The 12685-nt window shown below is 72.3% G+C and carries 9 protein-coding genes and 1 CRISPR repeat array; of the genes, 5 read left to right on the top strand and 4 right to left on the bottom strand.

Annotated features, from left to right (window positions below):
* Positions 1 to 51: 51 nt before the first annotated feature.
* The gene (gene cas3 / locus ACZ7L7_RS06890) at positions 52 to 2988 is read right to left on the bottom strand and encodes a CRISPR-associated helicase Cas3' (RefSeq protein WP_472075161.1); all 2937 of its coding nucleotides are present in this window, start codon (positions 2986 to 2988) and stop codon (positions 52 to 54) included.
* Positions 2989 to 3192: 204 nt separating this feature from the next.
* A CRISPR array of direct repeats spans positions 3193 to 5602; the repeat unit is 29 nt; unit sequence GTCCGCTCCGCGCAGGCGGAGGTGAACCG.
* Positions 5603 to 5762: 160 nt separating this feature from the next.
* Here cas3 and ACZ7L7_RS06885 point away from each other — a divergent pair.
* The gene (locus ACZ7L7_RS06885) at positions 5763 to 8129 is read left to right on the top strand and encodes an ATP-binding SpoIIE family protein phosphatase (RefSeq protein WP_472075159.1); all 2367 of its coding nucleotides are present in this window, start codon (positions 5763 to 5765) and stop codon (positions 8127 to 8129) included.
* 73 nt (positions 8130 to 8202) lie between these two features.
* Positions 8203 to 8670: a MarR family winged helix-turn-helix transcriptional regulator gene (locus ACZ7L7_RS06880; RefSeq protein ID WP_285515431.1), complete on the top strand. Its 468-nt coding sequence runs from the start codon at positions 8203 to 8205 to the stop codon at positions 8668 to 8670.
* A 12-nt stretch (positions 8671 to 8682) separates the two neighbouring features.
* On the opposite strand, the gene ACZ7L7_RS06875 is transcribed toward ACZ7L7_RS06880, so the two are convergent.
* Positions 8683 to 9660: a quinone oxidoreductase family protein gene (locus tag ACZ7L7_RS06875; protein ID WP_472075157.1), complete on the bottom strand. Its 978-nt coding sequence runs from the start codon at positions 9658 to 9660 to the stop codon at positions 8683 to 8685.
* 128 nt (positions 9661 to 9788) lie between these two features.
* On the opposite strand from ACZ7L7_RS06875, the gene ACZ7L7_RS06870 reads away from it, so the two are divergent.
* From ACZ7L7_RS06870 to ACZ7L7_RS06860, 3 genes are all read left to right on the top strand, one after another.
* The gene (locus ACZ7L7_RS06870) at positions 9789 to 10133 is read left to right on the top strand and encodes an ArsR/SmtB family transcription factor (RefSeq protein WP_285515429.1); all 345 of its coding nucleotides are present in this window, start codon (positions 9789 to 9791) and stop codon (positions 10131 to 10133) included.
* A 54-nt stretch (positions 10134 to 10187) separates the two neighbouring features.
* Positions 10188 to 11066: an NAD(P)-dependent oxidoreductase gene (locus ACZ7L7_RS06865; protein ID WP_471430502.1), complete on the top strand. Its 879-nt coding sequence runs from the start codon at positions 10188 to 10190 to the stop codon at positions 11064 to 11066.
* A gap of 69 nt (positions 11067 to 11135) precedes the next feature.
* Positions 11136 to 11426: a DUF1876 domain-containing protein gene (locus ACZ7L7_RS06860; RefSeq protein WP_453599647.1), complete on the top strand. Its 291-nt coding sequence runs from the start codon at positions 11136 to 11138 to the stop codon at positions 11424 to 11426.
* A 16-nt stretch (positions 11427 to 11442) separates the two neighbouring features.
* Here ACZ7L7_RS06860 and ACZ7L7_RS06855 read toward each other — a convergent pair whose 3' ends face one another.
* The gene (locus ACZ7L7_RS06855; protein ID WP_285515426.1) at positions 11443 to 11667 is read right to left on the bottom strand and encodes a DUF2180 family protein; all 225 of its coding nucleotides are present in this window, start codon (positions 11665 to 11667) and stop codon (positions 11443 to 11445) included.
* Positions 11668 to 11739: 72 nt separating this feature from the next.
* On the bottom strand, positions 11740 to 12651 hold the full coding sequence (locus tag ACZ7L7_RS06850; protein ID WP_285515425.1) for an EamA family transporter: 912 nt from the start codon (positions 12649 to 12651) through the stop codon (positions 11740 to 11742).
* Positions 12652 to 12685 lie beyond the last annotated feature (34 nt).

Genomic DNA, 12685 nt, shown 5'->3' with positions numbered 1-12685 from the left:
TTGTGTAGTTCAAGCGGATTAGCCGACATAGTCGTAAATGCGCAAGATGGGTCATGTTCGTTCAAGTCCGGTGACTCGGGTGAACTGAACCTGTCGGCCGTCGAGTTGTCCGTGCCACACCGTCCCTTCACTGTCATCTCTGACGCGGACCAGAGGAACGAGGGCGAGGTCTCGCAGGTGAAGGTTCTTGCGCCAGGCCGAGGGCAGTTCGGGGCGATCACTGACCGGGGGCAGCCAATCGCCGGGAACAGGCACGGTGCGTGCGACGATCCGCCGTACCGTCGCGCGGTCCGGGCTGCCCCCGCCGGGGAGCGGAAGCTTCCCGTCCTCGTCGAGCGAGACGTCCGCACCGTCCCGGGTGAACAGCAGGAGCACGCGTCCGGTGTCCGCGCCGAGCCGTGTGGTGAGGAGATCACCGGTGACCTCGGCGGTGCCTGTGCTCAGGCGGGACAGATCGCCGCGCACGGCATACGGGGCGCTGATCCCGGTCATGGCCGCGAGAGTCTCTTCCGCGATGCGAGTGCCTGTCCGCCGCTGGTCGAGCGTGTGCAGACGCGCAACGGTGGCTTCGGCCTCCCCCTGGCCGGCCTCCTTCAAGCGGTTGGTGAAGTCCTCCGCGTACACGGCGTCCACCAGATCCTGCACGTCGTCCGGGACGGCGACGCCCTGCCCCGCCCTTTGCCGCAGGAGGGCGGCGGAGCGGAGGAGCAGCGAGTGGTCGTAGACGTCGCCCCAGGACCGCGGGGGCTCCGTTGTGCCGTCCGGGCCGACGGGCTCCAGGACGACGAGAGGGGGCCGTTCCTCCGAGAGCGCCCACCGGGGCCGCCCGCCTGGCCCGCGGGCGTGACGTCGTCCGCGGCCTGCGCGCTGCAGGAGCAGGGCCAGGGGAGCGAGGTCACTCACCACGAGGTCGAAGTCGAAGTCCAGGGACTGCTCCACGATCTGCGTCGCCACCAGAATCGACGCGGGCCGCACGCCGGGCGGCCCGTCCCGGCGGGGCTTTCCGTAGGAGCGTTCACAGGCCGCGGTGATGCCCTGCCGCAGAAGGCCGGGAAAACGGGAGTGCAGCAGCCGAATGCCGCCCTCCCTGCTTGCCAAGGCGGGAAAGGCTGTGCGCAGATCGCGGAACGTGCGCTGTGCCTCGGCGACCGTCGTGCAGCACACCAACGCCGTACCGCCGAACTCGGCCACCGGTGCGAGGACTTCGCGGAGCGCGCTGCGTCGCCCGCCGGGACGCGGCTGGGCCTCGGTCTCCGCGCAGTCCCACGCCACCTGTCGCAGAGAGACGTCCAAGGTCTTGGGACGCAAGGTCGCTACTGCACGCGGTATTGATACCTCACCTGTTGCCGCATCCGTGAACAGCCAGCCGGGGTAGGCAGGCTGAACAGGGCGTGGCTCGGTGAATCCGGCACCTCTGCGGTAGGCCTCGACGAGAGAACTGGCGGTACGTCCCGTCAGGGTCGCGGACAGGAGCACCACCGGAGCCCGGAACGCCCCCAGCCACTCCAGCAGACGGACCATGAGCGTTTGCATCCACGAGCCGTAGGCGTGCGCCTCGTCCACGATCAGAACCTTGTCGGAAAGACCCCATAAACGCAGCGCGTTGAAGGAGACCGGCAGTACGGCAGTCAGGGCCTGGTCGATCGTGCCGGCGCCCAACGGCGCGGCGTAGACGCGCTTGCCGCCTCCTCGAAGCCACGCCTGCGCCTCCACGGCAGTGGCAGGGGCCGTACTGAACTCCTCGCCTTCCGCGTCCTTGGCCGGCTTGCCCGGATCGACAGGCCGGTCGAGCGTCCAGGCATCGGATGAGCGGCCGTCCTGGGCGCCGTCCATCGCTGGGCTCAGCCAGGCCGCGTTGTGCATGAGCAGCAGGGCTCGCTCCCCGGTCATCACCCTCTCGGCGAACGAGGCGACCCGCGGAAACATCTGGTCCGCGGTCGCCATCGTCGGCAACGCGAAGTACAGCCCACGCGCCCCTGAAGCCCGCCCCAGCACCGCAGCCGCGAAGAGGGCGGCTTCCGTCTTCCCGTCCCCCGTCGGCGCCGTGACCAGCACCAGCCCCGACCCCTGCTTCCCCACCGTCTGAGGCAGAACCTCGGCGATGTCTCGCTGCAGGGCATTCGGCGGGAACGGGAACAAATCGTCGAACTGCAGATCCTGCCCGACGGGAAACACCGCCCGGCCCAGTCGCGCGGCGCGCACCACCCCCGGGGCGTCCTGCACGGCCTGTCGGAAATGCGCGGCCAACTGCTCCGGTAGCCCTGGCCACGTCCTGTCGGGCAGACCGGGCAGGATCCACTCGACACTGCTGGCAAGCCAGTCCGCCAGCACGATCAGCCCGTACACCCGTACGGCGGTTACGGTCGACAACTCCCCGGTCGGCACTGCCTCAGCACCCACCACCTGCCGCACCGCCTCAAGGTGGCAGCGCCGCTGCTCGTCCCACCCGCGCTGCCCCAATCCCACCTGATACTGCGCGGCCGACGCGGCCTGCCGGGCCGGCACCACATCCGCGAAACACCCGTGATGTCCGCCCAGCAGTTGGGCCACCTGGTGCGGCAGGCTTCGTGCCTGGATCCGGGACACCGGGTACCCGGCCTCCGCCAGCAACGACACCAACGCCCAGTGGGTCCCCTGCTCGTGCCGAAAGCGCGTCAGCTTCTCGGCCCCCGGGGCCGCTACGTACCTCTCGTCGCCCGCCAACTTCCCGAACGCTTCCGGCACCTGAGCCTGGAACGGTGGCGTGATCTTCCCCAGATCATGCAAACCGGCCCAGCAGGCCAGTACGGCACGGGCCTCATGTAATCCCAGGCCGAGTTCCGCTGCGATGCGCTCCTGCAGTTGTGGGTGCAGCAGGGCGTCCCAGAGAGCCTCGAACACCGCTGCGACGTCCAGCAGATGACAGATCAGCGGATACGGATGCGGCAGGCCGCGCTCCTTGCCCCACAACCGCACATCGACTCGGCCTCGGCCTACTGCATCGTTCATGCCGAGAACGTCTAGCAGCTGCCTCTGACAGCACTGTGCCACCTGCGGTTATCGTCCACATGGCTGTCTGGCGGAGGGTAGCCTGACCGCCAAGGCGCTTTGCCGCACCGGGACTGACCGCGACCAGGGCGGGAGGCTTCGTTGCTTCGCAGGACCTTCGGTAAAGGAATGGCCAACCTCTACTAACGTCGCAGGTCGGGAAGCGTCCGCTCCGCGCAGGCGGAGGTGAACCGCAGACCGAACGCCTCGCCCGCTACCGGGACACGTCCGCTCCGCGCAGGCGGAGGTGAACCGGTGGACTGGCGGCGGTCGGCGTTGTCGAGGAGGTCCGCTCCGCGCAGGCGGAGGTGAACCGGCGCGACCGCCACGCGTCAGTAAAGGAACCCGGTCCGCTCCGCGCAGGCGGAGGTGAACCGTCGGCCGCCAGGTCCGCGCGAAGGTCGAACGCGTCCGCTCCGCGCAGGCGGAGGTGAACCGACGGAGGTGGCCTCCTCCGACATCAGGTAGGCGTCCGCTCCGCGCAGGCGGAGGTGAACCGCCATCAGCGACGTCCTCGACTCCGCCGTGTGCGTCCGCTCCGCGCAGGCGGAGGTGAACCGATCCTCGCCCTCACCCCCGACACGATCAGCAAGTCCGCTCCGCGCAGGCGGAGGTGAACCGGTTCGAGTGGAGGTGTAGCGGTGGCAGTAAGCGTCCGCTCCGCGCAGGCGGAGGTGAACCGGCGGGCAGTTGGCCGATGACGCGTTCTGCGTCGTCCGCTCCGCGCAGGCGGAGGTGAACCGGACTCCTCACAGATCGAGCAGGACGCCTCCGTGTCCGCTCCGCGCAGGCGGAGGTGAACCGCCGCGCAAACCCACCGCATGACGAAGGCCCCGGTCCGCTCCGCGCAGGCGGAGGTGAACCGATCCGGGTGTCGGCGGTCACGGACTCGTTCGCGTCCGCTCCGCGCAGGCGGAGGTGAACCGCGGTCCTTCACGCTGCGCGCCTGGCCCTCGTCGTCCGCTCCGCGCAGGCGGAGGTGAACCGATATTCAGGCTCGAACAGGCGTTCCCATCGGAGTCCGCTCCGCGCAGGCGGAGGTGAACCGCGGGATCTTGACCCAGCGGCACTTCCCGGAGCGTCCGCTCCGCGCAGGCGGAGGTGAACCGACGCTCGCCCCGTTCGGCAAGGGGGTCACCGCGTCCGCTCCGCGCAGGCGGAGGTGAACCGGACCCCGCGTCGTCGGCCGACACCCCTGCCGCGTCCGCTCCGCGCAGGCGGAGGTGAACCGCCCTTCGGGCACCGCCGCGTCATGTGTGTCACGTCCGCTCCGCGCAGGCGGAGGTGAACCGACGGCGTCCCACAGCTCCTCGCGGTCGGCGACGTCCGCTCCGCGCAGGCGGAGGTGAACCGTCCGAGGGTCACCAGGTCAAGCCCCACGCCTCGTCCGCTCCGCGCAGGCGGAGGTGAACCGGGGTGTGGCGATGGCCTCGATGCGGGGCGTGAGTCCGCTCCGCGCAGGCGGAGGTGAACCGGTGTTCGCGTCCATCGGCGGTCACCTGATCTCGTCCGCTCCGCGCAGGCGGAGGTGAACCGCTGCGGGAGAAGGAGCTGAAGGAGGCGCAGGAGTCCGCTCCGCGCAGGCGGAGGTGAACCGGAGAACCGGGAGACGGTGTGCAGCATGGACTGGTCCGCTCCGCGCAGGCGGAGGTGAACCGATGTTCGGGACGTTGATGGTGGTGTTGTTGTCGTCCGCTCCGCGCAGGCGGAGGTGAACCCCAGCACCCGCGCCCGCCGGCCCGCAGACCGCGGTCCGCTCCGCGCAGGCGGAGGTGAACCAGGGCCGCTCGATGGAGTGCGGCGTCTGGTCGGCGTCCGCTCCGCGCAGGCGGAGGTGAACCGTCGTCGCCTTCGACCTCCCCGGCCTCCCACGCGTCCGCTCCGCGCAGGCGGAGGTGAACCGGCTGCGCTCTCCATCGTCAGGGCGGTCGTCCAGTCCGCTCCGCGCAGGCGGAGGTGAACCGCCGGCGCCGGACCCGGACCCGTTCTCCCCGGCGTCCGCTCCGCGCAGGCGGAGGTGAACCGTGGCGCCGCACGGGCGTGATGAGCAGGGGGTGGTCCGCTCCGCGCAGGCGGAGGTGAACCGCCCTCATGCTCACCGCCCTTCCCTGGGGACTGGTCCGCTCCGCGCAGGCGGAGGTGAACCGCCGTTGCGGTACTTGTCCATGACGGCGTCGCAGTCCGCTCCGCGCAGGCGGAGGTGAACCGGCGGCGGCTGCGGTTGAGCCGGAGGGCGAGTGGTCCGCTCCGCGCAGGCGGAGGTGAACCGATCGAGGACGGCCTGCCGCTGGTCGAGTTCGGGTCCGCTCCGCGCAGGCGGAGGTGAACCGACGGTCGTCGGTGACCGCGTGGCAACCATGCTGTCCGCTCCGCGCAGGCGGAGGTGAACCGCACCGCCCCACTTGGCGTTCGAGTGCGTGCAGGTCCGCTCCGCGCAGGCGGAGGTGAACCGGGCTGGTAGCGGGTGCGTGACGGGTCGTCACGGTCCGCTCCGCGCAGGCGGAGGTGAACCGGCAGGTCTCCGCGCGGGGATCGGCGCCGGATTCGTCCGCTCCGCGCAGGCGGAGGTGCACCGGTGTGATGGCCGGGGCGGGTGCTGTCGGCAGTATCTGCCCTGAGGCGGGTCAGGTCACGCGCCTGGCGCAGCCGACAGCACACCGGGGCCGGTGGGCGCCGATAATGGAACTGTCTCCGGGCGGGGCACAGTGCGGGTGTCGAGCCGAGCGAGGAGTGCCATGAGTGGTTCCCACGACCACGTAGGCCCCGGCGCGGGTGTGCTCGACGGGCTGGTCACCGCCGTGCTCGACGCGGACGGCACCGTGCTGCGGTGGTCGCGGGCCGCGGCGGAGCTGGTGGGGTTCGAGGCCCGGGAGGTGTGCGGGCACCCGGTGCGGGAGTTCGTCGCCGAAGGGGGAGACCCCGGGGCGCTCTTCGGGCGGGTGCGGTTGAAGCGGCGCGGCGGGGGCGGCATCGAGGTCGACTACCGGATCTTTCCGCTGGCGGACTGTGACGAGGGACTGGTCGTGGCCGCACCCGTCCGGGGGTTCGACGACCGGGCCCTGGGGGCCTCCATGGTGCGTGCCCTGTTCGCGCAGGACGCGATCGGCGCCTCCGTCCACGGTCTCGATCTGTCCCTGCTGCGGGCGAACGGGTTCCCGGCGATGCTCGGCGCGCCCGCGGTACGGCCCGGGAGCAGGCTGCGGGACATTCTGGTGGCCGAGGACGCCGAGGACATCGAGGAGTCGCTGCGGCAGGTGCTGGAGTCCGGGGAACCGCTGGTGGGGAACGAGCTGCGGATCCGGTCGCGGTGGGCGCCGGACCGGGAGCGGTTCTTCCGGATGTCCGCCGTACGGCTGGAGGACGAGCAGGGGCGCCCGGCGGGGGCCGCCGCCGTGTTCACGTACCCCACCCGGCAGCGGCGGGCCCGGTCCCACCTGGACCTGCTGCGCGAGGCGGCGATCAAGGTCGGGAGCTCGCTGGACGTCCAGCGCACCGCGCAGGACCTGGCCGAGTCGGTCTGCCCCGGGCTCGGGGACCTGGGGGCCGTCGATCTCGCGGAAGCCGTGCTCACCGGCGACGAGCCGCCGCAGTGGTCCGGCGGCGGCGATCTGCACATGCGCACCGTCGCCTCGGCCACCGGGGAGTTCCCGGGCCGTATCCGGCCCGGGGAGGCCCTGCCGCCGTTCCCCGACCACGCCGACCTGCGCAACCTCCAGCGCGGCGAGACCCTCGCCATGACCCGCGAGGAGTTCGAGACGGCGCTGGACGACCCGGAGCTGGTCGAGATGCTGGCGCCGAAGGAGTGGCACTCGGTCGTCATCGCACCCCTGTTCGCGCGCGGGTTCGTGCTCGGCAATCTCCAGGTCTGGCGGGTCACCGACCCGGACCCGTTCACCCGCGAGGACATCGACCTGGTCACCCAGATCGCCTCCCAGGGCGCCCTCGCCATCGACAACGCCCGCCGCTACACCCGCGAGCACCGCGCGGCCGTCGCCCTCCAGCAGCGGCTGCTGCCCCGCGCCACCACCGACACCCCGGCGGCCGAGACCGCCGGGCTCTACCGGCCGGCCGGCGGCGGAGCCGAGATCGGCGGCGACTGGTTCGACGCCATCCCGCTGCCCTCGCTGAGGCTGGCCCTCGTCGTCGGCGACGTGGCGGGCCACGGACTGCACGCCACGGCCACGATGGGACGCCTGCGCGCCGCCATCCACACCCTCGCCGACCTCGAACCCGACCCCGGCGAACTGCTCACCCGCGTCGACGCGCTCGTCCAGCGCCTGGCGCACGAGGCACCCGCCGAACTCCGCGACACCGTCAGCGCCACCTGCCTCTACGCCGTCTACGACCCGGTGACCTGCCAGTGCGCCTTCGCCAGCGCCGGTCAGCTCATCCCGGTCGTGCTGCGCCCCGACGGCACCCGGCAGGACATCCGGATCGCGCCCGGCCCGCCGCTCGGGGTGGGCGGCATGCCGTTCGAGGTCAGCACGGTCGACGTCGAGCCAGGCAGCCTCGTCGCGCTCTACACCAAGGGCATGGTCGCCGGTGACGGCCGCGATCTCGACGAGGGGCTCAGCCTGCTCACCGACAGCCTCTCGGCCCACGTACGCCGCCACACCCCGCTGCACTCGATGGGCGCCGCCGTCCTCGGCGACCTGGGGCTGAAGCCGGGGCGCGAGGACGTCACGCTGCTGCTGGCCCGGACCCGCGCGGTGCCCGGCGACCACATCGCCCACTGGGAGTTCCCGGCCGATCTGACCATGGTGGGCAAGGCCCGCGAGAAGATCACCCGGCAGCTGGCCGAGTGGGGCCTGGACGAACTCGCCTTCACCACCGAACTCGTGGTCAGCGAACTGGTCACCAACGCCGTCCGCTACGCCGGCGGCCCGGTGAGCCTGCGCCTGATCCGGGAGGACGTCCTGGTCTGCGAGGTCACCGACCCCAGCAACACCCAGCCCAGGCTGCGCCGGGCCCGTACCACCGACGAGGGCGGGCGCGGCCTGTTCCTGGTGGCCCAGCTGACCACGCGCTGGGGCTGCAGGTACGGGCAGACCGGCAAGACCATCTGGACCGAACAGCCGCTCGACGCCAAGGACGTGGACTAGGGTCTGCAGACCCTGGCCCCGACAGCCCCGCTCATACCTGGATGATGTATCAACTTCCTCCTACACTTCCCGTATGACACAGACGGTGCGGTGGCTCACGGACGAGGAGCAGCACGCCTGGCGGAACTTCGTCCGCATGCAGGAGAAGCTCGGTGCCCGGCTGGGCCGGTCGCTGCAGTCCGAGTCCCAGCTGTCGGCGGCCGACTTCGCCGTCCTGGTCCATCTCACGGACGTGCCGGAAGGGCGCCTGCGCTACCAGGACCTGAGCCGGGCGCTCGAATGGGAGAAGAGCCGGATGTCCCACCACATCGCCCGGATGGTCTCCCGGGGCATGGTGGCGCGGGAGGAGTGCCCGGAGGACGGCCGCGGGGCCTTCGTGGTGATCACGGCCGCGGGCCGCGCCGCCATCGAGGCGGCCGCACCCCGGCACGTGGAGACGGTGCGCGCCCTGTTCCTCGACCACGTCACCCCGGAGGAACTGCGGACCCTGGCCCGCATCTCCGAGCGGGTCGTCGCCCGCCTGGAGGAGGGACAGCCCTGACGGCGCGAGCCGTCAGTCCGCGATCCGCAGGACCAGCTTCCCCGTCGAGGTACGACCGCCCAGCAGCCGGTGCGCCCCGGCCGCGTCCGCGAGCGGGAACTCGGCGGTGATCGGCAGGGTGACCGTCCCGTCGGTCACCGTGCGGAACGCCCGCTCGGCGAGCGCCCGCAGGGCCTGGGGCGCCGACTGGGCGAGGGCCAGCACGGAGAAGCCCCCGACCGAGTGCCCCCGGCCGTACAGCTCGGGCTGTCCGACGTGCCACGGCTCGGCCCCGCTCGCGTTGCCGAAGGACACCAGGCGTCCGAAGACGGCCAGCGCGTCCAGACCCCGGCGCAGGGTCTCGCCGCCCACCGGGTCCAGCACCAGGTCCACGCCCCGGCCGCCGGTGGCCCGGCGGACCTCCTCGGGGAAGGTGTCGGTCAGGAACACCTCGTCGTAGCCGTGCTTCAGGGCGTACGCGGCCTTGTCCGCCGACGACACCACGCCGTACACCGCCCCGGCGCCCGCCGCCTGCGCCAGCCGGCCGGCCACCGTGCCGACCCCGCCCGCGGCGCCGTGCACCAGCACGGACTCCCCGGCAGCGAGCCGGCCCACCTCGTGCAGGAGGGCGTGGGCGGTCGGGACGACCGTGGGAAGCGTGGCCGCCGTGCGCGGGTCGAGGCCCTCGGGGAGCGGGAAGACCGTCGTGGCGTCGGCACGGACCACCTCCGCGTACGCGCCGCCGCCGACGAGTGCGGCCACCTCCTGCCCCGGCCGCAGGCCGGTGACGCCCTCGCCCACGGCCCGTATCCGCCCCGAGAGCTCCAGACCGGGCCGGTAGGGCAGCGCGTCGACGCGGTAGCCCTCGGTGCGGGCCTTGACGTCGGCGAAGTTCACCCCCGCGTAGGCGGCGTCGATGGTGACCTGGCCCGGTCCCGGTTCGGGGACCTCGGCGGTGACGACCTTGAGGACCTCGGGGAGGCCGTACTCCTGGAATTCGACTGCGCGCATGCGGGATCGCGTCCTTCGGCTCGAAAGGTGTGCGGGTGGGTGACGGTCCGATGGGTGTTCAATGGAAATCGAACACTCGGACTGTAAGATACGGATCGAACACTCGGCAAGCGGCCAGGGAGCCCGGCATGGCGAAGCAGGCGGTGGGCGGCAGTCATCGTGCCGCGCCCGTGCACACCGATCCCGCGGACGTCCCGGTGCTGTCCGCGCTGTCCGCCGTCGCCGACCCGGTGCGGATGCGGCTGATCCGGGAACTGGCCGGTTCCCCGGACTGGTCGCGCAGTTGCGGCAGCTTCGACGTGCCGGTCGGCAAGGCCGCGCTCAGCCACCACTTCTCCGTGCTGCGCGGCGCCGGTCTGGTCGAGCAGCGGGACGAGGGCCCCAAACGGGTGAACCGGCTGCGGCGCGAGGAGTTCGACGCGCGTTTCCCCGGTCTGCTGGACCTGGTCCTGCGCGACGACCCGGTGGACTGAGCAGCCCGGTTCCTGTGCCGTACGGCGCCGACGACGAAACGGAAGGCGAACGTGATGACCGACAGGCTCACCGTCGCGGTGCTCGGCACCGGGATCATGGGGGCCGCCATGGCCCGCAACCTGGCCCGTGCCGGGCACCGGGTACGCGCCTGGAACCGCAGCCGGGCCAAGGCCGAACCACTCACCGCCGACGGCGCGCTCGTCGCGGACGGCCCCGCCGAGGCCGTACAGGACGCCGATGTCGTGCTGACGATCCTGCACGACGGACCCGCCGCCCTGGACGTCATGCGGCAGGCCGCGCGCGGGCTGCGGCCCGGTACGGCCTGGGTGCAGTCGACCACCGCGGGCCTCGACGCCCTCCCCGGCCTCGCCGACTTCGCCCGCGAGCACTCACTCGACTTCTACGACGCCCCCGTGCTCGGCACCCGGCAGCCCGCCGAGGCCGGGCAGCTCACGGTGCTGGCCGCCGGGCCGGCCGAGGGCCGGGAGAAGGTCACCCCCGTCTTCGACGCCGTGGGCGCCCGTACGGTGTGGACCGGCGACGACGGGACGGCGGGCACCGCCACCCGGCTGAAACTGGTCGCCAACTCCTGGGTCATCGCCGCCACGGCCGCCACGGGGGAGACGCTGGCGCTCTCCCGCGCCCTCGGCGTCGACCCGCAGCAGTTCTTCGACCTCATCGCGGGCGGGCCACTCGACATGGGATATCTGCGTGCCAAGGCCGGACTGATCCTTCAGGAGCGGCTCTCGCCGCCCCAGTTCGCGGTGTCCACCGCCGCGAAGGACGCCCGGCTGATCGTCGAGGCGGGTGAGCGGGGCGGGGTCCGTCTCGACGTCGCCGCCGCGGGCGCCGCCCGGCTGGAACGGGCCGCCGCCCAGGGGCACGGTGAGGAGGACATGGCCGCCGCGTATTTCGCGAGCTTCGAGGAGTGACGGTGCTGCGGCGGCCGTTCCGGCGTACCACGATGGAAGGGGTACCGTCCGCTCGACGAGGAGGCCGCGATGTCCCACACAGCGGAATGGCAGGTGCACCTCTACCTCGCCGAGGAGGCGGGGACGACCAGTGCGCGGGTGGTGCTGGACACCGGGGACACCGCGCTCACCGGCCGCGGCACCGCGCACTGCAACCCTGAGGACCGGGACGTGCCGGAGATCGGGGCCGAACTGGCCGCGGGCCGTGCCCTCCAGGACCTCGCAGGGCAACTGGTGACCGCCGCCGCGCACGACATCGAGGCCATGGGCGCCGCCGAGCCCGCGGCGGCGTCCCGCCCGGCGACCGGATGGTCGATCTGACGGCACCGGAGGTGTGTCAGCCCGCGTGCCTCACCTGTCCGGAGGCCTCGGCGTCGTGGCAGGTGAGGCAGGTGATGCGCCGAGCCGCGCGCGGTCCGTAGGTCTGGCCCAGGCCGGCCTCGTGGTGCACAAGCTGTTCGGCGACCTTGGCGTGCTTCAGACACACCCCGCATCCGCAGCGCACACACGCCGCGACCGCCGGGGTGGCCGAGTCCTGAAGTGCGCATTCGTAGCAGTGCACGACGCACCTCCTTCGTCCCGTCCTCCTTCCATCGTCGGCCCTGCGGCGCCCACGCGCACCGGGCCGATGGGGCTAGCCCGCCTTCCCCCGCAGGGCCAGGACGTTCGCCGCGACGATCGCCCCGATCCCGGCCCACTCCGCGCCGCCCAGCTCCTGCCCGAGCCCGACCAGGCCGACCAGGGCGGCGAGAACGGGGTTGACGCTCATGAACAGGCCGAAGGCGCGGGCCGGAACGTGCCGCAGCGTGAACACGTCGGCGAGATAGGGCACCGCCGAGGAGAGGACGCCCGCCGTGACCGCGCAGGCCACGGCCCCCGGCGTCGGCGGCTGCCGCAGCGCGATCACGATGCCGACCGGCAGGAACAGCAGGGCGGACAGCGCCGCCGCGGCCCCCGACCCCTGCGCGCCGGGGACGCGGCGGCCGACGGTCCGGTTCAGCAGGATGTACGCCGCCCAGCAGACGGCGGCCAGCAGACCCAGCGCCATGCCGGCGTAGTCGGCGGAGGGCTGGGGACGCATGAGGACCACCACGCCCGCGGCGGCGAGCAGCGAGTACAGGGCGTCCACCCGGCGCCGGGAGCCCGCCAGGGCGATGGCGAGCGGGCCGAGGAACTCCAGGGTGACCGCCAGCCCCAGGCCGATCCGGTCGATCGCCGTGTACAGCGAGAGATTCATGGTGCCGAAGACCAGCGCCAGCAGCACGATGGGCCACCACTGCCGCCAGGTGAAGGCGCGCAGCCGGGGCCTGCCGACGGCGAGCAGGACGACGGCGGCCACGTACTGGCGCACCGCGACCACACCGACCGGGCCGAGCACCGGGAAGGCGAGCGATCCGACGGCGGCGCCGGTCTGGTTGGCGAGGCCGCTGCCGAGCATCGTGGCCACACCCGTGAGACGGACCCGGCCGGACCCGGGCTGTGCGGCGAGGACGTCGAGGGCATCGGGGACATCGGGGGCGGACGCGGATGCGGTTCTGGCGCGCATGCAGGCATGGTGAACCCCCGTCACCCATACGCAA

It is taken from the genome of Streptomyces sp. NPDC110618 (genome assembly GCF_055657065.1).
The sequence above is the reverse complement of the archived record's forward strand: the minus strand, read 5'-3'. Positions and strand labels throughout refer to the sequence as shown.

Bases quoted from the DNA above. Each gene is read 5' to 3' on its own strand.
- cas3 (WP_472075161.1), bottom strand. From the start codon at position 2,988: ATGAACGATGCAGTAGGCCGAGGCCGAGTCGATGTGCGGTTGTGGGGC.
- ACZ7L7_RS06885 (WP_472075159.1), top strand. From the start codon at position 5,763: ATGAGTGGTTCCCACGACCACGTAGGCCCCGGCGCGGGTGTGCTCGAC.
- ACZ7L7_RS06880 (WP_285515431.1), top strand. From the start codon at position 8,203: ATGACACAGACGGTGCGGTGGCTCACGGACGAGGAGCAGCACGCCTGG.
- ACZ7L7_RS06875 (WP_472075157.1), bottom strand. From the start codon at position 9,660: ATGCGCGCAGTCGAATTCCAGGAGTACGGCCTCCCCGAGGTCCTCAAG.
- ACZ7L7_RS06870 (WP_285515429.1), top strand. From the start codon at position 9,789: ATGGCGAAGCAGGCGGTGGGCGGCAGTCATCGTGCCGCGCCCGTGCAC.
- ACZ7L7_RS06865 (WP_471430502.1), top strand. From the start codon at position 10,188: ATGACCGACAGGCTCACCGTCGCGGTGCTCGGCACCGGGATCATGGGG.
- ACZ7L7_RS06860 (WP_453599647.1), top strand. From the start codon at position 11,136: ATGTCCCACACAGCGGAATGGCAGGTGCACCTCTACCTCGCCGAGGAG.
- ACZ7L7_RS06850 (WP_285515425.1), bottom strand. From the start codon at position 12,651: ATGCGCGCCAGAACCGCATCCGCGTCCGCCCCCGATGTCCCCGATGCC.